We start from the raw sequence: 24040 nt of genomic DNA on the forward strand, positions 1-24040 counted from the left end.
TTACAAAAAGCCCATTACATGAAGCCAAGTCTCGAATAAATTGATCCAAGACTGAACATTAGGTTCGATACCATAACCTTCTTTAGTCATCGTTTCAGTTGTCCCTAGACCAAGCCCATGTCCTCCTTTAGCAAAAATATGCAATTCAACAGAAACACCATTTTGCTGCAATGCTTCCGCAAATGTTAGACTGTTTTGCATTACAACCAGTCCATCCTCCGCAGTATGCCATAAAAAAGTAGGCGGAGTGTCAGGTGAGACCAATTTTTCTAATGACTGGGCATGACTATCTTTTTCATAGTTGCGGCCTAAAAGATTTTTAAACGAATCCTGGTGTCCCCATGGTTCTGATGAAATCACAGGATAAGAGAGTAACAAACCATTTGGACGACAAGTTGGAAAGTTTAAATCACTCAAAACTTCGTCTTGCCACATGACACCAAGACTAGCAGCTAAGTGTCCCCCAGCAGAGAACCCAGCCACAATAATTTTGTCGGGATCTATATGCCATTCTGCAGCATGCTGGCGAATCAACTGGATACTTTTAGCCAATTGTCGCAAGCTTGTGGGAAAAACAGTTGGTGCAACACTGTATGTTAGCACAAAAGCATGCAGTCCCTTTCCGATCATTGCATTCGCAATCGGTTCTGCTTCCCGAGCTGAGACCATCCCATAACCACCCCCAGGACAGATTACAATAGCGGGTCTTTTTCGCTCTAAATCCATTTCTGCATAATTCTCAATAATATATGACTCTAATTGTGCCTCATGATTCCCACTTACGACAGGAATGGTTTTTCTGATCATTTTGTTATTCCTCATTCAATTTTTATTTGATAAGCTATAGGATAATCTTCTTCTATATTAGGAACAGTTACTTCAAGTCCATCTTTATTCTGACGCCAACGGATCTTTGCAGAACTACCTAATAATTGAACATCTTTTATAATACCATGAAATCCAGGTGAATTTTGGTCGGATGTTATTTTTAAAGCGCGTATCACTGCCTTCTCAGTCGTTGGGGGTTCCATAAAGAAAGCATAAACCGAGTCACCGTTGCTAGTAAAACGAATGTCTTTTTCGGAATAAATAGTCCTGCTTTGTTCCAGAAATTGCCCATCATACGTTAGCGTTGGTCCTTCACCTTGGCAGCGCCATACTTTGCTTTCATAGATTCCTTCCCCATTTTTTGCTAACCATTTTCCTATTTCTTCTAATATTTCCCGATCCTTTAGCGGGAGAGAACCATCTCCTTTGGGACCAATGTTCAGCAACATATTGCCATTTTTTGCGACAATATCAATTAGGTTTTGTAAGATTTCTTTAGCTGACTTATAATCTAACGTTTCTGTATAGCACCAAGAATCACGTGCAATGGCTGTGTCCGTCTGCCAATAAAAGGGTTGCGCATTCGCAAATTTCCCTCGTTCAATTTCTGGGATACCACTGCCGAACATCATGGCGTCGTGTTTATAGCAAATAGCTGTAGGTATGCCCCATGCTACTCCGCGATTATAGTAATAAGCTGAAACGATTTTTAGATTTTCTTTAAATGCTTCATGTTGAATCCACCAGTCGAAATATAAGCATTCAGGTTGGTACTGATCGATAATTTCACAAGTGCGTAACAGCCAATCATCTAAAAATTCTTGTGTCGGATATGGTTGACTAAATAGCTCTTGATTATCTGGTTCTGGCATAGCCGGCCAATAAAAATCACCCTTTTTTAAAGGCTCTGTTACATCACTATTAAACTCTTTGCCATGTCCAAAAAAGAACCAGTGCTCCGCTCGATGGGAGGAAGTGCAGAAGTGTATATTCCGCTTTTCAGCTGACTGCTTTAATTCTCCCAAAATATCTCGATGTGGTCCCATATTTACGCTATTAAATTCAGATAGCTGGCTTTGATATAACTGAAAGCCATCATGATGTTCTGCTACTGGAAAAAAATAACGTGCACCAGCTGATTGAATTGCATCTAACCACTCTTCTGGATCAAACTTCTCTGCCGTAAACAAGGGGATAAAATCTTGATAGCCAAATTGATCTTGCGGGCCGTATGTTTCACGATGATGGTAATATTCCGGTGAATTTTGGATATACATATTTCTGGAGTACCACTCATTATTAAACGCAGGAATGCTGTATAAACCCCAGTGGATAAAAAGACCAAATTTTGCTTTAGTGAACCAGCTTGGAACTTGAAATTTAGCTAAGCTTTGCCATTCTGGCGTGAATGGACCTTGATGAGCTACTTTCAATATCTCTTGCTTATATTCAGCTTCCGACTTCAATAGGCTAACCCCATTCCCTCTAACCAACTTTTCGCAATCAATTGATGACCAGCTAATGAAGGATGAACGCGATCCATACTAAGTACATAAGATGATTGCACTTGTAAAAATCGATCGATTGCGTCTTGTACATTAATAAACTGACATTTGTATTCAGATGCCGTTTTTTCAGTAATTTGATTATATTTAGTCAGCATTTTACGCATTGGATCATCTAAACTGGCTTCCATCATAAAGGCAGATAAAAAAATGATTTTTGTTTTATCTCTATCAACCTTTCTTATTATTTTAGCAATTGTTTCTGCAAACATCTCCTCCGAAATTTGTGACTCCTGGCTAAAAACACTGTCAAAGTGTCGCCAAACGTCATTTATTCCGATCATGATTGTAACAATATCTGGATTCAAAGCTGTCACATCAGTATCCCAGCGCTCAAATAAGTCAGTAACACGGTCACCACTCACACCTTTATTGATAATCATTAGCTCTTTTTCAGGAAAAAAAGCGGTTGTAATACTATTAATTAAATTAACATAGCCTTCTCCCCATGAGGACCAAGTTCCTGGCTTTGCCTCATAATTACGATTTGCATCCGTGATAGAGTCCCCCACAAAAAGAATACGATCACGATTAGTTGTCATCATCTGTCCGTTCCTCCAATAAATATCGTTATCTTTTTCTGCAAAGAAAGATCATGAGGCGTATAAACAGTTTGTAACTGCTCAATGCCTCATAATCTATTCTTAAAAGATATTCTTAGTTTGCCATAACTTCTTCTCGCGCTTTATTTTGATCCTTAGCATTCTGCATATCGACTGCTAAAACATCTTCATAGCCTAAGCCATTTGCTGTATCTTGCATTTCTTTTTTCAGTTTATTGAATTCTGACTCATCTTTGGCAAAAATCATTTTCCATGAATATTCTTTTATTGATGAGCCTACTTGATTCCGTAACGTGGCAATTTCAGAACTGTCCTCTGGTGTAACGTAGCTGGCACCTGGAGCCACTGCAATTTCCTTTGTCTTTTCAAGATATTCTACAGCATTAACTGCGCCATCCATTTCTTTCGACCAATTCTCTTTTAGTTTATTCGTTGTTGCTGCTGCATAACTATCCCATTGATTGAAATTGTATGGTGCTTTGGTATCAGGATTTTCATCAATCAATAATACTGTATTCACATTTAATGCAGATCCGCCATCTTTATAACTGCCGCCGCCAAATTCTTCTGGCACGTCTGCGTCACCATCAATCAAAGCTTTCTTCCCAAGATCTGTCAGTTGCGGTTTACCATCTTCGCCTTTTTCCCAAGTCAAGCCTTCAGGTCCAGAACCGCCTACTGTTTGAGAAGCATTATCCATAATTCCTTCTGGAGAATATAACCAATCAACAAATTCAGCGATGCGCTCAGGATCGTCTGCTTTTGATCCTATTCCGATGAATAAGTTTCCGCCATTAGCTTTGGCACCGTTTGAGTAAATTGTTTGATCTTTGATAGGTGCCAACATGTAACCAATTCCTTGATCCATTCGTTCCGTCGAGTTAAAAGCCGATTGACCTAGCCAAGGGAACCATGAATATAAAACTTGTCCTGCTTGGAATTTTGAGAACAACGTATCGTAGTTTTGTGTTGTTGATTCTGGGTCTACAAGTCCCATTTGATTAGCATCAAAATATAGTTTAAGTGCCCGCATATACTCGGAGTCGTCCGCCAAAACGCTTTGATAGTCAGAACCGTCTGCTTTCGCTAGAGTATAGCCAACTGTGTCATAACCATATAGCTGTGCTAATTGAACTGCACTAGACATGTAGTTTCCATCCCAGTCACTAAAGAGCGAGAAACCGTACACTTTTTTACCTGCTTCTGTTTCGCTATTTGCTTTTTGCATATCAGCCAAAACAGGCAAGAGATCTTCCAACGTTTTCATTTCTGGATATCCTTGTTGCTCATATAAGTCCCAACGCAAGTAAGCACCGATGTTCAAGTCTAAGCCTTCAGAAGGAGTATTTGCAGGTAAATTTGATACCTCAGTTGGAAATCCGTATACGCCATCTTGGTCTTTATTTAGATGTTTCACTGCTCCATCATAATTTTTCAGATTAGACATTTTTTCGTAAAGATCCGAAGAATCGTATAATAGGCCGCCTTGTACCAATTCATTATATTCTTTTCCTGTATTGATAATAATCAGATCTCCTAAATCCCCCGCTGCGGTCCGCGTTTGATATAATGTATCACCATTCCCCGCTACGTTGGGCGCGATAATATTAAGCTCGATATTGAACTTGTCCTTAACAATTTTAGCAAACCAACCCTTTTGAATTCCCATATAGTTGGCAACACTATCATATACATCAATTGTCAACGTTTCGTTTTTGTCTACTGAACTACTACTTTTCCCCGATGCGCCAGTGCTACAAGCGGCTAGTCCCGTTAAAGAACTTAAGCCTAATAAACCTACTGCTACAATTTTTGCCCATGTTTTTCTCATTTGTTCTCTCCCTTTCGCTTTAACCTTTCACCGCACCCAACATAATACCTTTAACAAAGTAACGTTGGAAAAGCGGATAAATGAACATGATTGGTAATACAACAATAACTGAAACAGTCATTCGAATCGACGTTGGCGTCTGAGCGGTTGCAGCCGAAGCAATACTAGCCACTGCGCCGCCAGAGTTTTTCACCATTTGTGCTAACGAGTTCGCTTGATTGATATAGGTGTATAGCAGGTACTGAAGCGAATATAATTTTTGATCTGTAATGTAAATTAACGTATCTTGGAACGAATTCCATTGTGCAACCGCCGAGAAAATTGCGACTGTTGCCAGGATAGGGGTACAGTTAGGTAAAATTACCTTAAAAAATACTTGTAGGATGTTGGCTCCATCGATTTCTGCAGCCTCTTGTAGAGAGCGCGGAATCGATTCAATATAGGTTTTTACCAAGATAATGTTAAACGGCTGCACGATTGCAGGTAATACATAGACCCAAAAATTATTCGTCAATCCTAAAGTCTTCATCGTAATAAACATCGGAATTAGACCAGCATTAAAATACATAGTAATGATAATGAAACGATACCAAAAAGTCCGTTTCCACATTTTTTCTTGTGTGAACATAAACCCTAGAAAAGCAGAAGCTAAAACGGTACAAGCCGTCCCAATTACTGTCCGAGCTAGAGAGACAACCGCCGCCAGACTTAACCCATCTAACTGAAGGACTTGTTTATAATTTTCAATATGAATACCCGCTGGCACAAAACGAATATCGCCTAATGCGCTTAACTCATTATTACTGATTGAGTTGATAATCAGATAATAAAATGGATACGCACATATCAATGTAATTACCGCAAAAAATGTATAGTTAAGAATATTGAATAGGATATCTTCTTTGGTACGAGTGACTTTTTTTGCAGTTTTCTTTTTACTATGCCCTTGCTTTAATGATATTTCCATTTCTCTACTCCTTTACTAAATAATTGATGTGCCACGGATTTTTTTAGAGGCAAAGTTTACAACCGCTAATAATGCCACACTAATTACACTTTTCAGCATACTAATAGCCGTTGCCAACGATAAACTATTTCCGCCAAGACCAATATTGTATACATATAAATCTAGAACTTGAATATGTTCTTTATTGAAAGCATTTTGAAAAACAAAATATTGATCCATTCCATTGTTCAATAAATTAGCGATAGAAAGCATCAACATAACAAGATAGGTGGGTAAAAGAGCCGGTAGAGTGATGTGTCGCATCAATTGAAAACGATTGCCGCCATCGATTCGAGCCGATTCATATAGCTCCGGATCAATTCCTGCAATTGCCGCTAGGTACATGATGGCCCCCCAGCCAAGTCCTTTCCAAACATTCCATAAGCACATCATCAACCAAGTATGATTGTCACTATCCAAAAACTTTAAAGGATCCGTAACAAAACCCCATTCTTGTAATAATGTATTGACTAGCCCAGTGTTAGAAAACAAGCTGAATGCAATGGTATAAACCAGTACCCAACTAATGAAGTTTGGTAAGGTTGTAAGTGTCTGAACAATATTTTTAAACCACTTACATTTTACTTCATTTAAAAGAATTGCAAATCCTACCGGTAAAACTGAGGTAGCAATTCCTAAAAAGCTCATTGCAAAAGTATTTTTCATCACTTGCACAATTTGATCAATCTGCGTTTGACTAGATACCAACATTTTAAACCACTTCAGACCTACAAATTCACTTCCTGATAATCCTAATGCCGGTTTATAATCATACAAAGAATAAATCCACCCATGAAGTGGAAAATAGGCAAACAAGAAAACAAGTACCAGAAATGGTACGATCGTAAAGAACATGATTTTACCTTCGCGACTCACTCGTTTGCTAATTTTCTTTTTTGGGATTTTTTGTTGCAGTTCCATCTTTTCTCCCCCTCATCATTTGTAACCGCTTTACATAAATGATAATATCATCTACTTCTCACACTGCCACCCGACAAAATAGTACTTGTTTACCATACAAAATAGACTTCTTTTGCTATAAAAATAAGCTCAAACACCCCAAAGTATTGGGTTGTAAGCGTTTGTAAAAGGTATTCTTTAAAAGGGAGACAATTCTAATTGACGTCTAAAGATGCTAAAATGGAAACAACTTTTAGAAGAGGTGACACAACTATGAAATTCAATCCTGACAGTTCCTTTTTCAAAGGAATCACACTTGCTAGTCAATTTATCGCACTTAATTTTCTGTTTATTTTAAGCTGCCTTCCAGTCCTAACAATTGGTGCCGCCACAGCGGCTATGCTGGATGTCAGTCTGCGATATGCAGATCACGAACAAGGGTATCTTTTAAAAGGCTACTTTAATAGCTTTATAAAAAACTGGCGTAGAGCTACCATCATCTTTGCCTGCTTTGGAGTTCCCATCGTTCTGCTAGTTCTTGCCTCATTTTTCTGGTTTTCCTTACAAAATATCTTGGGCACTATTATTGGTCTGTTAGCTGCTTTCATCGCGGTGTATTTTTTTATCTGCTGGCTAGTAGCCACTAGTCTAGTTGTTCGTTATGAAACGCCCATCAAACAGCTACTAAAAAATGCGCTACTGCTTCCAATTGCTCATCCAGTGAAAATCGGTGCACTCTTTTTGATTCCCCTGACACTGTTTTGTTTAATGATTTTAATGCCTGGATTTAAAATTCCGATTCTATCAGTCGGATTTGCCTTTTCCTTTTATTGCAGTGCATTTTTACTGCTTTCAGTCTTTCAACAGCACAGCTAAAGGAGCACTGCTAATATGATAAAACGAAAATGGATACGCTCTTTATCTGACTATTCCATTCGCCAGCAGCTGTTTATTATTTATCTACCAATTATTTTTCTTTCAACCTTAGTGATTGGTGGAAATCTCATTTATGATTCCTATAAACAGCTTAAAAATAGTTATCAAGATTTAGCTATGACTGATGCACTACGCGTCCGTTCCGTCATTTTTGAATCAACTAATACATTCAAGAATATTGCGCATTCGATGTCTACAGATACTGATCTCCGAAATCTATTGAGTCATAACTATCAAGATTATGGGGAAGCCATTCAAGCTATTAATCACTATACATATATTGATCGCTTGCAAATTCAAGAAACTTCAATCCATAGCTTGAAAATTTACACTAGTAATACTACTTTAGCTAATCATAAAAATTTCTCTTTATTGACAGATGCTGATAAGAAATCAACTTGGTTTCAACAAGCTTCGGCTCGTTCTGATGAATTTTGGCGTCTGCAGCCCTCCACAGATTCTTTAAACCGGCTGATTTTATACAAAGCACTACCTTTGCCTCTCTCAGATAAAAAAGCCATTTTAGCTATTACGATGGATTACAATTTTCTGCGAAATCGCATCAATAATTCTAACTATGAAGATCAGATTTATTTAAATAGTTCACATCTTTTTTATAGTGATTTTTTGCATAATCTAGGGGAAAGGCCTGTTAAAGTCACCAAAGACAAAGTTGACCAAACTCAATTTATTGAAGTTAATAACCAACAACTACTAGTTGCCTCGACAGCACTCTCACTTGGAAACGATACTGACACTTTATATATCAACTCGATTGACCGACTAGCTTACGCTAACCTACAAAGTAATATTTTGAAGTGGGCTAGTCTTTTAGGTCTTGTACTATTTACAACTTTTATTCTAGTATTAATTTTTGCGAATTTCTTTGTTGATCGCGTCAAAAAGTTACAATCAGCCGTCTACCATGCCGCGCTTGAAGACTATGAGTTCTTCGGCAATATCTCTGGAAATGATGAAATTTCAAAAATTTCTTTAGATTTTCATACGATTGTCCAAAAAATCAAAAAGAACGAAGAAGCGATTTATCAATCACAAATCCATGAACAAGAGCTGTTAAACCAGCAACAGCAGATGGAATTTAGTATTTTAGCTAGTCAGATCAATCCTCATTTTCTTTTTAATACATTAGAAACGATTCGTATGACGGCTTTGAAAAATCAAGATCGAACAGTTGCAGACTCAATCAAGTTATTATCTAAATCTATGCGGTATACATTAGATAATGAAGGAAAAAAAATCACCCTTCTGGCGGATGAACTTCAGGCAATTGAAGTATATGCTGCTATCCAGAAAATGCGATTTGGTGATCGCGTTAATCTCTATTATCAAATTGATAAACAAATTGACCCCACGAAAATGGTACTTTTGCCGCTTTTGATACAACCTTTAATAGAAAATGCCATTAGCCATGGACTCGAAGGATTAACACGGCCTGGAAAAATTCTTCTGCAAATTCAGAAGGATGGGGAAACGTTGATCATTACTGTTACGGACAATGGTGGCGGCATCCCAGCTGAACGCTTAACACGCTTACAAAAGGATATTGAGCAAAATGATCTTGAAAATACCAAAAACATTGGACTCCGAAATGTTAATAATCGAATTAAACTCTTTTATGGTAAAGAATATGGTATGCAGATTAGTAGTCAGCTTAATGACGGAACCACGGTCAGACTCCAGATAAAAATAATGACTACTTCATTCCAATAAAAAAGTATCAGAGCATTTATAAACTGAAGCGCCCCCCAAAAGTAAGATTCATAGTCTAACTTTTGGGGGGCACTACACTTGCTCTGATGCTCTTTATTTATTTATTTACAATGATTTTGACATCATAAGGTGCCAGCTCAATATCTCTCTCAATATTTTTCCCAGTAAGTAAATCGATTCCGTCAAAAGGTAATGTGCATGCTACATTCTGATCTAAATGATTCAACACAAAAGAAAAAGTTTGACCATTCTTTTCCCTATGTTTAATTTCAATTCCAGTCGGAGTGTTGATTTCAGGGATATCCAGCTGATTTAGAACTTGTTCAACTAAATACGTCATTCCGGTACCCGTCAACATGGTCCCAACATAGTAGGCCTGACCCGCGCCAACGCGATTGACTGTAATTACGGGACTATCTTGGTAAAATTCCCCCGGCCCATATTTTGCCAAACAAGTCGCCCCTCGCAAATGCAAAATATCACAGAGCATTCGACAACCAGATTCCGTACCATCCTTAAAAATAACCTGATATTCTCGCTCAGGAGGCAACGCGTCAAACTCTTCAACCCAGATTCCCAAAAGGTCTTTTAAAGGACCAGGATAACCACCTAAATGAACATTATCCGTTTCATCCACTAAACCACTCATCATTGTTGTTACAAAATGACCACCATTCATAACAAAATCGGTTATTTTAGCTGCTTGTTCGTTGGTTATCATATACAAACATGGTGCAATCACAAGCGTATACTTACTAAAGTCTTCATGAAGCCCAATCATATCAATATCAATATTTCGTTCATAGAAGCTCTGATAGTAATGATGAATTTGTTCCACATATCTTAACTCTACTGTTGGTCCACTAGCATACTCTAGTCCCCAGTATGTCGGCCAATCAAAAATAATTGCCACTTTGGCAGGAGTTCGGCTATCCAATAACGTATCTCCCAACTTAGCAAGTTCGGTACCTAGTTGTGCCACTTCACCAAAAACACGAGTATGTTCAGTCCCTACATGATCGATAACTGCCCCATGAAATTTTTCACACGCACCTACTGAACGTCTCAATTGAAAGAACTGTACCGTGTCTGCACCATGAGCGACAGCTTGATAACTCATATTGCGCATTTGTCCCGGCCGTTTGAGGGAGTTATATGGTTGCCAATTTTGCTGACTAGGGGTTTGTTCCATAAGCATAAAAGGTTGCCCTGATTTTAACCCTCTCATTAAATCATGAGTCATAGCAGAAAAGCTTACTGGCGTATTATAACTAGGATAACTATCCCAAGAGACGATATCCATCTCTTTGGCAAACTTAAAATAGTCTAGTCCCTTATACGTTCCCATCAAATTAGTTGTTACTGGTGTTAGTAAATCATAGGCACGTATTGCAGCCTTTTCATCTTTAAAGTTTTGAAGAATAGCGTCTGACATAAATCTGCGATAGTCTAGAGAAATTCCCGCAAAAGCGGTTTTTTCAGTTCCAATCGCATCACCCAGTGCATTAGGAACTACGATTTCCTCCCACGAATAAATAGTATGGCTCCAAAACGTCATATTCCATGCCTTGTTTAAGGCGGAAAGCGTCGTATATTTTTTCTTTAACCAAACGCGAAACGCTTTAGCACAATTTTCGCAGTAACATTCCCCACCATATTCATTGGAGATGTGCCAACAAGCGAGATTATCCAAGTTTGCATAACGTTCCGCTAACTTTCCGGCCAATTGCGCACTATACTTGCGGAATACTGGGCTATTGGGACAAGCATTATGTCGATGACCAAAGCGATGTGCTCTACCTTCAAAATCAGTGCGGTTCACATTGGGATAGCGATGGCTCATCCAGGCTGGTAAGGCCGCAGTGGACGTTCCTAAAACGATTTGATAATTATGAGCTATCAACATCTCGATAATTTTATCTAACGTAGAAAAATCATATTGTTCCTCACTTGGTTGTAATTGAGACCATGAAAAGACGTTTATTGTAGCAGAATTAATCGATGCTAAATTCAATATTCTCATGTCTTCTAACCAAATCTCCTCCGGCCATTGTTCCGGATTATAATCCCCACCAAATAGCATATTTTTGAAATAGGACATTTTATGATTCAGCCTCCTGTAATAATTCCCCATTTGTAGCAATAATTTTTTGGTACCAATAAAAACTATCCTTAGGTATACGTGCTAAATTCTTCTCATCATGTTCATCACGATCAACATAAACAAAACCATAACGTTTCTTATAGCCATTGAGCCAACTTAGCAAATCTGTAAAGGACCAAGCACAGTAACCAATGATTTCAACGCCATCTGTAATCGCCTTTTCCAGTTCTAATAAATGTTCTTCTAAGTATGCAATTCGGTAAGAATCGTGAATATGCTTATCAGGAGTTAGCAAATCAGCAGCACCTAGCCCATTTTCCGTAATAAAGATAGGTAGATCGTAACGTGATTGGATTCTTCTAAGTGCAATTCTGAATCCAACAGGGTCAATTTCCCAACCCCAATCCGTCTTCGTTAGATATGGATTTTCTACACCATTAAACATCGGCGTTTCTGGAGTCAAAGCTTGTTGGGATTTAGGCTGCATCAAGTAGGGATCGGTCTTCGAAAATTGCTTCTCCGTATCATCTTTTTTTTCTAATCTATTGGTTTTAACGGTCCCGCCATGATAATAGTTAATACCTAGGAAGTCTGGTCGTACACTCTGTAAAAGAACTTCATCCTCGGGTGAGACTTCCGGGGCAATGCCTAGATTTTTCAATTGTTTCATGACGAATTTAGGATATTTACCTGTACAATACACAGATAACCACCATTCGTTGTTGAAGGCTTCAGCATTTTCCGCCGCCAACACATCACTAGGGTCTGCAGTCAAGGGATAGATAGGACCATACCCATAACTAGGGCCAATTTTTCCTTGAGGAACAAGCTCTCTAAATAACTTAATGGCAGCTGCATTTGCTAAATTCACTATATGATTTGCGGCATACATTCTTTTTAGGTCTGTAACAGCTGGTGGATGAGCAGCCCAACGATAACCCAATGGAATGAAAACATTTTGTTCATTCATTGTAACCCAATACTGGACTTTATTCCCCAACCGTTCATAAAGCGCCCGACAGTATTTTACAAATGCATCGATTGTTTTTCGTGACTCCCAACCACCATAGCGTTCCTGCAATGATGCTGGCAAGTCCCAATGATACAGAGTAAGAACTGGTTCAATATTATTTTCAATTAACGCATCGACTAACTTTTCATAGAAATCTAGTCCTAGAGGATTGATTTCACCATCCCCATCTGGAATGATTCGGCTCCAAGCGACACTGAATCGATAAGCTTTTAGCCCCATTTTTTTCATTAATGCTACATCTTCCAAAAAAAGATGATAATGGTCTACCGCTACATCGCCATTCGTGCCTTCAAAGGTTTTACCATCAATACGAGCGAAATCATCCCAAATAGACGGCCCCTTCCCATCTTCCCTCCAAGCGCCTTCTATTTGATAAGCAGCAGAAGCAGCACCCCACAAAAAATTTTCGGGAAATACATCTAGTTTTTTATGATACATGATTTTCCTCCTGTACGTTTCTTTGCTGATATTCAAACCATTCACAATACACGGGTGCTTTCATATCTTGACCATTTCCTGTCGCATACAAGGCAATATAGGGCCCTGTAAAAACACCGCTAACTTCTGTTGTTAAGTATTTTGTTTCTCCAGCACTTAACTTCGTTAATCTATTTTTGTCCATTCCAGCATACAACTGGTAGCTATCTGTACTTCCTACTATTCTAAGGTAAACTGATTCACCAGAGTATTCTTCCATTTTTACATTAGAAAAAGGACCAACCTGTTGTCTGGTACCAACCAGCAAATTACCATCTCTTTTGCATACGAAAATATCGTAGTGCGCTTGTCGATTCAAATAAATGCTTAAACCAAACTCTTCCTTATCTATCAAATCTGGAAATTTGAATTTTGCAGTAGCAGAAAAATCAAAGTGTTGCTGACGACGACCCAGCCAAGATACGTTTGCTTCTTGGTTGAGATCAGCAGCCTGACCTTGCAGTACTAGTCCATTTGAAGAAGGATGGACATTTTTCTTATCATACTCATACAGCGAATTCCACTCCATGCCAATTGTGGTTTGAAAGTCATCATAGTGGACAGTCTCTAAACTCTGCTCCGACTGAATAGCACTTGTTTCGACAACTTGTTCTAGGCTGCCCTCATTGCCAAACTTAGGCCAGTCACCATACCATTCAACAGGTACTAAATTTGTTTCTCGTCCTAGCAAATGCTTTCTTGGGAAAAAGGGTAATGGTCTGATACCTAGACAGACAGCCCACCAATTTCCCAATATATCCTGAAATAAATCAGCATGGCCAACCGCTTGAATTGAATTTGGCAAACTTCTATTTGTTAGTACTGGATTACTTGGACAGCTCTGATATGGCCCGTAGATGGATTTGCTTCTAGCCATGGTGACCATGTGTCCATAGCCAGTTCCTCCCTCCGCGATCAAAAGGTAATAAAAGTTGTCTTTTTTATACAAATGTGGCCCTTCAGGATCAGCCGCTCCGGTTCCGTTCCAGATTTTTTTAGGTGAGGAACAGTGACCATTTGTTAGATCAATTTCACAAGCAAAGATTCCTTCTGATGCCCCACAATAATAGACTTTCCCATCATCATCTAAGAAAAGTGAAGGGTCGATACCTGGCAGATCCAACCAAATCGGATCTGACCATGGACCGGTTGGATCCTCTGCCCAAATCAGAAAATTGCCAGACTTAGGCATATCTGGAGAGACATTCGTACAAATAATATAAAACCTACCAGCAATATAACGAATTGTAGGTGCATACAAACCAAATGCATTTGGTATTTTTTGCGATAGTTGTAACTGCTCTTTTCGTGTGATTGCATGACCAACTTGTTGCCAATTCACTAAATCTTTACTATGAAAAATAGGGATACCTGGAAAATATTCAAATGAACTCGTAACTAGATAATAGTCCTCTTTTACTAAACAGATGCTAGGATCAGGATAAAATCCTGTTAATATTGGATTTTCATACTTCATGTAAGCGCCTCCTTTATAAGTTATAAAGTATCATGATTTACAGATGATGATTACCAACAAAGGAGACATCTTTATGTATAAATTAGACATTTAGTAACATCTATTTCCCGTCGGCGAATAAATATTTTGCGAAACAAAATATGTGCCCTATCAGTATATTCAAATACTAATAGGACACATATTTTCAGTTTAGACTTATTTGCTTTCTATTAAGTTCGGTAAAGCGAGCCTAGTGCATGCTGTTGCATACTAGGTAACTTCTTATTTCTAAAAATAACAGTTACGTTTTCTAAATTTTTAGATTCTACACTATAGCTATCCGTCGTTGGCTCAATCGTAATCTCTCCAATTAATTTGCCAGTATTATCGCATACCGTAGTTGAAACTTTTTCAGTAATTTCAAATGCGTGAACAGTAATATCTTTTCCATAATCATATGATGCAGTGGTCTCATCATTCCCCACAACAATTAGACTGTTCTCCTTAGCCAATAGCGGGAGATGGAAATAGTCGTAATTTTCTTGGTACCATGCGGCACCACTATATTGTTTATTCGTCAGAAAATCCGTCCAGCTACCGGCAGGCAGATAAAACTGTACATTTCCTGTTTCGTTAAAGATAGGGGCCACCATAAGATTTTCGCCAAACATATACTGTTTGTCTATCGTATGAACAGTATAGTCACCTTCAAACTCCATAACTAATGGCCGCATCAGCGGTACCCCAGTCTTAGAAGTAACTACCGCTTCTTTATAGATATACGGCATCAGAGAGTTTTTCAAGCTCGAGAATTTTTGGGTAACTGCCGCTGCCTCTTCTCCAAAATTCCAAGGCACTCGGTATTCAATATTCCCGTGATACCGACTATGTGTTGATAGCAAGCCAAACTGCGTCCACCGCTTGTAGATGTCCTCTGAGGCATTTTCTTCAAATCCGCCGATATCATGGCTCCAAAAACCAAACCCAGACATGACAAAAGAAAGTCCACCACGTAAGGATTCCGCCATAGATGAATACACAGATAAATTATCGCCACCCCAATGAACTGGGAATTTTTGTGATCCCACAGAAGCTGATCGTGCAAAAACAACCGCATTGCCTTCCCCTTTTATTTCTTCTAACAGTTCAAAAACAACTTCATTATAAAGATAGGCATAGTAGTTATGCATTTTTACTGGATCTGAACCATCATAATAAACTGCGTCTGTCGGAATACGTTCTCCAAAGTCTGTTTTGAATGAATCAACACCCATGTTAACCAATTTTCTTAGCTCTTCCTTGTACCATGCTCTAGCTTCTGGATTCGTAAAATCGATAATTCCTTGGCCAGCTTGCCAAAGATCCCATTGCCAAACATTGCCATCAGCTTTTTTCAAAAAGTAGCCTTTTTCTTTACACTCTTTGAAAGCTGTGGCTTTCTGCCCAATATAAGGATTAATCCAAACACAAATTTTCAAACCTTTGTCATGTATTTTTTGTAATAATCCTTGAGGATCTGGAAACATCTTGCGATCCCATTCAAAACCACACCACTCAAATTCCTTCATCCAAAAACAATCAAAGTGAAAGACATCAAAAGGAATCTCACGCATTTGCATTTCATTGATGAATTTCATAACTGTTTCTTCACTGTAATCCGTCGTAAAAGAAGTAGATAACCATAGTCCAAACGACCAAGCAGGTGGCAATGCTGGTTTCCCTGTTAAGTCTGTATATTTCTGTAAAACTTCTTTCATTGTTGGTCCATAAATAATGTAATATTCAAGTTTTTCACCTTCAACACTAAATTGTGTGCGCGAAACATTTTCAGAGGCTACCTCAAAAGAAACGTTCTCCGGATGATTAACAAAAACCCCATAGCCTTTGTTTGTTAGATAGAAGGGAATATTTTTATAAGCTTTTTCACTGCCCGTGCCACCATCTTCATTCCAAATATCAACAGTTTGACCATTTTTAGTAAACGCTGTAAATCTCTCTCCCATGCCGTAAACATATTCATAGGGATCTAGAGATAGCTGCTCCCGCATATAATGCTTGCCATCTATTCCTGAAATTTCCGCCTGGGCTTGTGGTTTAGAAGAGGTTAACAGTCTATCCTGCCCAAAGAAATCTAATTGAAATGCACCAGTTTTAGCGACTTGTGCAGAAATATTACCAGATCTGAATATCAAACTATCCGTCTCATCTAAAATCTCAATTTGTGGTTGTTGATTATTCAGATTGAAATCAGGGGTTAGATCGTTAACATCATGGTGAATAAGCTGAACCTTGATAATGTCTTCTTGCGGAGATTCTAATTTCAACGTTGTCATGCCAATATTCAGCGTATCGCCCCGTTGTTCGATTTTTTTATACGGTAAATACAGGGTAAGGCTATCTTCATCAATTTGATAATCTCGACATTCTTTCGGATAGTTCAATGTATAGCCTTGTTTTGTCAGCCAGTATCCTTCTGTAAATTTCATGAGTTCCTCCTATTTAACCGCCCCATCAGATATTCCCTTAACGACGTGTTTTTGTAATAATATGAATAAAATGATAATTGGTAAAATGACAATTACTAATGCTGCTAATGCTAAATGCCACTGCTTATTAAATTCACCAAAGAAATAGAACATCTTCAAAGGTATCGTATACATTCCCTCTTTGTTGATACTCAATGATGGTAGCAAATAATCATTCCAGAACCACAAGGAATTCAATACAATGATCGTAACTGTCGTAGGCTTTAGCAGTGGGAAAATAACCTTCCAATAAATTTGAAATGTACTTGCCCCATCGATGATTGCCGCCTCATCGAGTGACTTGGGTACACCGCGTAATGCACCATAATACATAAAAGTGGCCATACTTGTTGCCAAACCTAAATACATAATCATCAATCCCGGGCGATTTAGCATGCTTACCTTACCAAACAGCGAAATCAAGGGAATCATAATTCCTTGAAATGGAATCAATAGCCCAATAGCAATCACAAAATAGATGATGCCGCTCAGCCTACTTGTGTTTCTTGATAACGCATACGCTGCCATAGAAGAAACAAATATAATAAGGATTAACGACCCAACAGTAATTAAGAGAGAATTCATAGCACTTCTCAGAAAGTCTAACTTATCAATCGCAGTAGTATAATTACTGAAATCGATTCCTTTAGGCAGACTCAATGTATTTTGAAAAATCTCTGCTTTTGTTTTAAATGAGTTGATTACAATCAGGAAAAAGGGATAGAACCAAATAAGTGAAAAAATAATCCCTGTACAGATCACCGCAATTTTTTTGTATGCTCTTTTTGTTTTCATCAAGCACTGATCTCCTTCTTACGAGTAATTGAAATCTGAATCACTGATATAATGACAATAATCACTAGAAAAATAATTGCTTTTGATTGTGCAAAACCCATTTTTCGCATAGTGAATGCCTCATTGTAAATATTCATTGCTGCCATTTGGGTAGAGTTATAAGGTCCACCTTGGGTTAATGCCAAGTTTTGATCATAAATCTTAAACGCGTTGGATAACGTTAAAAACAGTGTTACCGTAAATGCCGGCATCAACATAGGCAGTTTGATTTTAAAGAATGTTTGCAAAGGGGAGGCGCCATCCATATCGGCAGCTTCTAAAATCTCTTCCGAAATGTTGTTAATAAATGACACATAAATCAACATCATATAGCCACTCATTTGCCAGACAAATAGAATCACTAATCCCCAAAACCCTGTTTCAGGGGTACTTAGCCAGCCCTTAAAAAAATCGATTCCGGTCAAATCAGCAATACTTGTAAATGCTTTATTGAAAATAAACTGCCAGATAAATCCGAGAATGATTCCGCCAATCAAATTTGGCATAAAAAAGACCGTTCTGAAAACAGTGGTCCAACGGCCAAGTTTTTGCGTTACTAACGTGGCAAGTCCTAACGCAATCACATTGATCAATATTACACTGACCACCGAAAACTTTGCGGTAAATAGGAGACTATCAATAAAACCTTGATCTTTGAATGCTTTTATATAATTATCAATGCCAATAAAGTTGCCGACAGTATTTCCATTCCAATCGGTCAATGAGTAATAAGAACCAACCACAAGAGGAATGAATAATACGATGCCCAAGCCTATTAGCGCTGGCAATAATAAGAGCCAAAATGATTTTGATTTATTTGTTAACATTGTTGTCCCACCTTTTAGAATTGAAGTCTGCTAATCTCAGTTAATAAAAGTGACAGGTTCGTCAGATTTTTGACCAGACGAACCTGTCGCTATCTATTTCAACAGCTTTCTATTCACGTTCGTCCTTCCATGTTGTTTTTAGCGTATTACTGAATTCATCCCAAGTAATTTGGTCTGCAGTATATGCTTGGATCTGTACACCAATCACATTCTGTCCAAAGCCATCAGGATATGAATTGTGAACCCACGGAACTGTTTTGCCATCTGCTAGATAGCTATAAATCTTGTTAGATAGTGGGTCGGTGATAGCGTCACTAGAGAAGTTGGTATAGGCTGGAATAAACTCAAAATCATTAATGATTACATCCATCGCCTCGCTATCGGTATACATCCAAGTTAAAAACTCAATCGCAGCATCAATTTTTTCTTGATCTTTGTCTTTATTAACGCCCCAATACCAAGCAGGTCCTGCCACAACCTTTCCTTCTGATGGATTGGCGACAAACATTGGCACGATATCAAGTTTTTCCTTAGCAAAACTTGGGTCTAAACTATTTAATGTCGGTACAATCCAGTTACCTTGATGCACAATTGCTGCTTTTTCACCAGCAAATAGTTCTTCTACTGAAGTGCTGTAGTCCATTGACTCTAATGGTCCAGCGTTATACTTAGCGGCTAAATCAATATATTGTTTCATTTGATCCCCATAAGTAAAATTCAACTCTTTTGCTTCGTAGGTATCTACCAAACTATCCTTAAATTCTGGCGCAATAAAGTTAGAACTAAATTGGCTAGTAACCCACGTTTCTCCACCACTAAAAGCAAAAACTCCTTCTAAGCCCAATTCAGATTTCTTAGAATCTAAGGTTTTTACGGCTGCTTCAAAATCTGAAAAAGATTTAATGTTTGCTACATCAATACCAGCTTTTTTAAAAATTTCTTTATTAACAAGCCAACCGTATCCTTCAATGTTCATTGGAACCCCTAGAACTTGGTCATTGAGGGTTGCACCCTCCAGTGTTCCTTCAATAGCATTTTTTGCAAGCTCGGTATCGCTTAAGTCATACAATTTATGTTCCCATGTTTGCGTGTCGGATAAACCACCTAACATAAAAATATCGGGCTCATCACCTGAAGAAAACTTAGACTGCATAGCAGCCGTAGCATCCGTGCCACCACCAACCGTTGTCATATTGATCTCAATGTCACTATGACTCTGTTCGAACTTAGCGACTAAAGCATCCATTTGCTCCGCAGTCTCCGTCTTGATATTGAATACTTCCAAGGTGGTTTTTCCTTCGCTACCACTTTCGTTTGAACTTCCACATCCTGTCAATCCTAGTAATGCTACTGCAATTGCTGATATAAATAATCGCTTCTTCATTTTTTCCCCTCCAATATTTCTTTTAAAGACATTTCCAATTATATTGATTAAGTTATTGACATGTAATCGCTATCTTAGTATAAATATATTAAAATATTGACTTTTAGAGCTTGAAGGAGACTTTTATGACCAAAACTCATGTTTTTTCACCTAATCCCAGTGAAAAAGATATCGATCACTCTCTTAAAGAAATTACCGAACATGGCAATAGTCTTTTTCCTATTGCCGTCCACTATACGAATCATGAACCTAATAGAAAAAATATGATTCATACTCATTGGCATCGAGAAATAGAGATACTTTACATTGCAAGTGGTAAAATGGAAGTCATTATTGAAGGGAAGCACTTTATTGCCGAAAAAGATGACATTATTTTTATCCCTCCCAATCTATTACATGAAGCTATAAATTTTGAACAAAATCCTTGTGCTTTTTTTGCAATCGTATTTGATTCATTTTTTATCGAAAGTCACTTTTCCGATATCGTCCAACAGTCTTATATTGATCCGATTATTCAACACACCACCTCACATATTTTCCAAGCTACAGATACTTTAATGTCAATTGAAGATATGCGCATGTCTGTTACAGCTATAATCGAAGAGTTTGCTTTAAAAGAGCCTTATTATGAGCTATCGTTAAAAGCAAATCTATTACAGTTTCTTCGTTGTATATATCGAGAAAAAGACAACTTATTTAATTTTGATCTATATTATGAAAGTAAAGATGAACTCACCTCTTATCGCTGCAAAAAAATTGTTCTATTTATTGAAGAGCATTATCAAGAACATATTTCTCTTGAGATGATTAGCAACCATATGGGTTTTAGTAAAGAATACTTCTGTCGCTTCTTCAAAAAAAATTTTCGGATGTCGTTTTTCAAATATCTAAATGAGTCGAGAATAAAAAAAGCTGAGTATTTATTATTAAATACTCAGCATAAAATTATAGACATTGCGTTTGAAACTGGCTTTGAAGATGCCAATTACTTCACCACGGTATTCAAAAAAGAAACTGGTTTAACCCCGTCCGCTTATCGAAAAGCCCCCAATAACTTGACACTTCTATAAGAAAGCGAACGAGTCCGCTCGTTCGCTTTCTTTTAAGAACAATAAGGCAACAACTTAGCGGCCATTTCTTTAAAGTTCAACTGATTGACTGCTTCTAATTGTGTCACTGTTTCTGCTGAAAAATTGGGATTCATCCCACCACAGATACTACTGCTGATGGCGCCAATCGTATCCGTGTCCCAGCCAAGAGAGGCACTCAGCTGTGCGGTTTTAAGTGGGTCTCCTTGAGCCATTTGGACAATCGCAAAGACACAAGGAATCGTTTCAATGGTTTCAACACCACTACCTACTTCTTCATACAGGCGTGCTAAAATGGTGCGTTGATCCGTTTCCTCTGCCAAGATTCTTTGCGCTTGTCGCATTCTAAACCGAAGCGATGCGGCAGGAAAATCATAGCCATACGCTTCAGCCACCGCTAAGGTATCATAGGCTAGCTGCCACAGTTCGGTCATTGAAGTGCCACCCCGGACTACATAACTCACCGCCGCTGCCACTGCACTAGCCCCAGCGATGGCAATTTTAGTATTATGCGTTGGTAAACAGATTTGATAAACCCGTTCTACTAACTGTTCTAGCTGACGATAATCACTAATGATGCCCACCGGCGCGATGCGCATGGAAGCTCCGTTAGTAGTGCCGGCAATACCGGTTTCGGTTAGCGGCATGCCCTTGGCAATCTTTTCCAAGGCTTTCAATGTCGAGGGCCCAGATACGTATGCTGAAACACCTGATTCATTGTTCCACTTTAGCAACTGATTGACATAAGCCTGTGCGTTAATCTGCCCGTTATTCGCCACAATCATCTCATAAATCATGACCGTATTGATGGTATCGTCCGTCACTTCTCCTGCCACCATTTTGCGGCCAAAGGCATCATGTTCATCTGAAGGTAGTAGCTCCTTGATACCTTCTGGATATAGACGAAAGATTTTTTCTTGCGACCAACACTCCGTTGGCATTCCCATGGCGTCCCCTAACGCACCGCCAACTAAGACACCCCAAATTCGCTCTTTCATCATCTTAGTTGCCCTCCACTGCAAATGCAATTTCCTTATTTTGAGCAAAAGGAATCACCGTTAACAACAAGTCAGTGTTTTTGACTTTTGTTTGTTCGGTCATCATCACATCTAAATATTCTTGAGCATTAGTAATTAAAATAACGGTTTCGGTGTCGTAACCAGCAGTCAAAATAGCAGCTAGATCAACTGTGCCTAACAACTGTCCTTGCTGAACTTTTTGGCCTGGCACTACTTCCACCGCAAAACCAGTACCCTTTAGTTCAACCGTATCAATTCCCACATGGATCAAAACTTCGATACCGGAAGAACTAGTGATGCCTATTGCATGTCCGCCGGGAAAAACAGTCGTAACAGTTCCGCTGACAGGTGCACGTAATTCCCCTTCAGTCGGTGTAATGACGATCCCTTTGCCAATTTCTCCTTTAGCAAAAGTGGCGTCTTGTGAAGCAGCCAGTGGTTTCACTGTACCGGTAAAAGGCGCTAAAATCTCTTCACTATGAATTAAGGAATCTTTTGGCTCATGGGCAACTTGTTCACTAAAGGTAAAGTATGTTAGCAAGAACGCCACGGCCATAGTCGCTGCCGTCGCTAAAAGTGCTAGATATAGTCCAGTCATACTGCCCGTTTCTGGATTGATGAAGGCCACAAAACCTAAGGCTCCGAATGAGAAAGTATACATTTTTGCTGAGAATAACGCTAAAATGACCGAACCAACTGCACCCCCTAGCATTGAGAAAGCAAATCGCTTTTTGACAGGTAAACTAAAACCATAAATGGCCGGTTCAATAATACAGAAAATCCCTGAGATCATCGCGGGAATTGCCAACGTCTTGGTCTCCTTAGAGCGAGTCCGCAAGAAGACCGCTAAGACTACCGCGGTTTGGGCAAAGTTAGCGGTAAAGGACATAGGAAAAATGTAATCAGAACCTAACGTCGCTAGGTTGTTGATACCAATCGCAGATAGTGGCCAATGAAGACCTAGGATAACCAGTGGTTGATACAACAGCGCAACGACGATGGAGGTTACGATTGGCGAAATAGTATAAAGACCTGAAACACCAGCTGAAATCAATTGGCTCAGGACATTGGTCACTGGTCCGATAAATAAAATCGATAAAGGAACGGTAATCAAAATCGTCAAAAATGCATTTAAATTATGGGCTAAGATTGCCGGAATCACGCGCTGCAAGAAACGTTCAACTTTAGCACCAACAAAGGTCATAAAGATAACGGGAATCACGGTATATTGATAACCATTAGCTGGGAATAAAATCGGAAGCCCAAAGAAAGTCTTATAAACCGGCGTTTCAAAAAAGGAGCCTTGAAAAAGGGTATACAGTGCCTCATTGGTGGTTAAATTTGTCATCAGTTCGGGAATCACCAACGAGGCCCCCAACATCATGCCCACATAAGGGTTCAATTTAAACGCCTTTGCACTGGTATAGCCTAGTGCTACCGGCAAGAAATAGAAAACCGTTTGGCCCATTGCATGCAAAATAATATAGGCTCCATCATCAGTATTCAAAACATTCAAAACAACTAACAATGCTAAAATTCCTTGAAGTAATCCCGAAGCCGTCAAAATACCTAATACTGGCGTGATCACTTTCGTAATCGTATCAATCAAGCTATTTAAAAAACCTTTTTGCTCCTCGGGTGCGTTATCCGCGAGTCCTAAGGTTTGTTGCAGTTCTTGATAGACTTGTGCAACATGAGTTCCGACTACAATTTGGTAGCGTCCGCCGGCAAACTGGGCCGTCATGATATCTGGTGACTTCAACAGCTCTTCTTCCTTAACCAGCTCATCATTTTTCAAAGTAAAACGCAGCCGCGTCATACAATGGGTCACGGTAAGAATATTCTCCTTTCCGCCAATTTGTTGCAAGATAAATGTGATCAATTGTTGATATTTCATTTTCTTCATCCCTTCTGAGTGATATAAAAAAGGCAA

The 24040-nt window shown here is 38.8% G+C and carries 18 protein-coding genes; 3 read left to right on the forward strand and 15 right to left on the reverse strand.

Going from position 1 to position 24040, the window contains the following annotated elements:
* The 6 genes from ECA01S_RS06105 to ECA01S_RS06130 form a co-directional block, all read right to left on the reverse strand.
* Positions 1 to 807, reverse strand: coding sequence for an alpha/beta hydrolase (locus ECA01S_RS06105; RefSeq protein WP_067392678.1), 807 nt, complete (start codon positions 805 to 807; stop codon positions 1 to 3).
* An 11-nt stretch (positions 808 to 818) separates the two neighbouring features.
* Positions 819 to 2294 carry an alpha-L-fucosidase gene (locus ECA01S_RS06110; protein ID WP_067392680.1) on the reverse strand — a complete coding sequence of 492 codons (1476 nt, stop codon included), beginning with the start codon at positions 2292 to 2294 and terminating at the stop codon, positions 819 to 821.
* A complete protein-coding gene (locus ECA01S_RS06115; RefSeq protein WP_067392682.1) occupies positions 2291 to 2938 on the reverse strand; it encodes an SGNH/GDSL hydrolase family protein in 648 nt (215 codons plus the stop codon). The genes ECA01S_RS06110 and ECA01S_RS06115 overlap by 4 nt, the downstream gene beginning before the upstream one ends.
* 112 nt (positions 2939 to 3050) lie before the next feature.
* Complete coding sequence (locus ECA01S_RS06120; RefSeq protein WP_067392685.1) at positions 3051 to 4787, reverse strand: type 2 periplasmic-binding domain-containing protein; 1737 nt, start codon at positions 4785 to 4787, stop codon at positions 3051 to 3053.
* Between the two features lie 19 nt (positions 4788 to 4806).
* Positions 4807 to 5754, reverse strand: a complete 948-nt coding sequence (locus ECA01S_RS06125) for a carbohydrate ABC transporter permease (RefSeq protein ID WP_067392688.1) — start codon at positions 5752 to 5754, stop codon at positions 4807 to 4809.
* A 15-nt stretch (positions 5755 to 5769) separates the two neighbouring features.
* Positions 5770 to 6714: an ABC transporter permease gene (locus tag ECA01S_RS06130; protein WP_067392691.1), complete on the reverse strand. Its 945-nt coding sequence runs from the start codon at positions 6712 to 6714 to the stop codon at positions 5770 to 5772.
* 219 nt (positions 6715 to 6933) lie between these two features.
* Here ECA01S_RS06130 and ECA01S_RS06135 point away from each other — a divergent pair, with 219 nt between their 5' ends.
* Complete coding sequence (locus tag ECA01S_RS06135) at positions 6934 to 7569, forward strand: YesL family protein (RefSeq protein ID WP_169792763.1); 636 nt, start codon at positions 6934 to 6936, stop codon at positions 7567 to 7569.
* A gap of 15 nt (positions 7570 to 7584) precedes the next feature.
* On the forward strand, positions 7585 to 9360 hold the full coding sequence (locus ECA01S_RS06140; protein WP_067392695.1) for a sensor histidine kinase: 1776 nt from the start codon (positions 7585 to 7587) through the stop codon (positions 9358 to 9360).
* A 97-nt stretch (positions 9361 to 9457) separates the two neighbouring features.
* Here ECA01S_RS06140 and ECA01S_RS06145 read toward each other — a convergent pair whose 3' ends face one another.
* The 7 genes from ECA01S_RS06145 to ECA01S_RS06175 form a co-directional block, all read right to left on the reverse strand.
* Complete coding sequence (locus tag ECA01S_RS06145) at positions 9458 to 11461, reverse strand: beta-galactosidase (protein WP_067392697.1); 2004 nt, start codon at positions 11459 to 11461, stop codon at positions 9458 to 9460.
* 1 nt (position 11462) lies between these two features.
* Positions 11463 to 12935 (reverse strand): glycoside hydrolase family 1 protein, encoded by a 1473-nt coding sequence (locus ECA01S_RS06150; protein WP_067392700.1) that lies wholly within the window; start codon positions 12933 to 12935, stop codon positions 11463 to 11465.
* Positions 12925 to 14451, reverse strand: coding sequence for a glycoside hydrolase family 43 protein (locus ECA01S_RS06155; protein ID WP_067392703.1), 1527 nt, complete (start codon positions 14449 to 14451; stop codon positions 12925 to 12927). The genes ECA01S_RS06150 and ECA01S_RS06155 overlap by 11 nt, the downstream gene beginning before the upstream one ends.
* A 209-nt stretch (positions 14452 to 14660) precedes the next feature.
* Positions 14661 to 16916 (reverse strand): alpha-xylosidase, encoded by a 2256-nt coding sequence (gene yicI, locus ECA01S_RS06160; RefSeq protein WP_067392705.1) that lies wholly within the window; start codon positions 16914 to 16916, stop codon positions 14661 to 14663.
* A 9-nt stretch (positions 16917 to 16925) separates the two neighbouring features.
* Positions 16926 to 17750, reverse strand: coding sequence for a carbohydrate ABC transporter permease (locus tag ECA01S_RS06165; protein ID WP_067392707.1), 825 nt, complete (start codon positions 17748 to 17750; stop codon positions 16926 to 16928).
* Positions 17750 to 18616, reverse strand: coding sequence for a carbohydrate ABC transporter permease (locus tag ECA01S_RS06170; RefSeq protein ID WP_067392710.1), 867 nt, complete (start codon positions 18614 to 18616; stop codon positions 17750 to 17752). The genes ECA01S_RS06165 and ECA01S_RS06170 overlap by 1 nt, the downstream gene beginning before the upstream one ends.
* Positions 18617 to 18725: 109 nt before the next feature.
* The gene (locus tag ECA01S_RS06175; RefSeq protein ID WP_067392712.1) at positions 18726 to 20000 is read right to left on the reverse strand and encodes an ABC transporter substrate-binding protein; all 1275 of its coding nucleotides are present in this window, start codon (positions 19998 to 20000) and stop codon (positions 18726 to 18728) included.
* Between the two features lie 125 nt (positions 20001 to 20125).
* Here ECA01S_RS06175 and ECA01S_RS06180 point away from each other — a divergent pair, with 125 nt between their 5' ends.
* Positions 20126 to 21070 (forward strand): AraC family transcriptional regulator, encoded by a 945-nt coding sequence (locus ECA01S_RS06180; RefSeq protein WP_067392715.1) that lies wholly within the window; start codon positions 20126 to 20128, stop codon positions 21068 to 21070.
* 32 nt (positions 21071 to 21102) lie between these two features.
* On the opposite strand, the gene ECA01S_RS06185 is transcribed toward ECA01S_RS06180, so the two are convergent.
* Both ECA01S_RS06185 and ECA01S_RS06190 read right to left on the reverse strand, forming a co-directional pair.
* Positions 21103 to 22089 (reverse strand): ADP-ribosylglycohydrolase family protein, encoded by a 987-nt coding sequence (locus ECA01S_RS06185; protein WP_245631200.1) that lies wholly within the window; start codon positions 22087 to 22089, stop codon positions 21103 to 21105.
* Between the two features lies 1 nt (position 22090).
* The gene (locus ECA01S_RS06190; RefSeq protein ID WP_067392718.1) at positions 22091 to 24004 is read right to left on the reverse strand and encodes a beta-glucoside-specific PTS transporter subunit IIABC; all 1914 of its coding nucleotides are present in this window, start codon (positions 24002 to 24004) and stop codon (positions 22091 to 22093) included.
* Positions 24005 to 24040: the final 36 nt, after the last annotated feature.

The sequence above is a fragment of the Enterococcus canis NBRC 100695 genome (assembly GCF_001544375.1).
In the GTDB taxonomy this organism is placed as follows: domain Bacteria; phylum Bacillota; class Bacilli; order Lactobacillales; family Enterococcaceae; genus Enterococcus_H; species Enterococcus_H canis.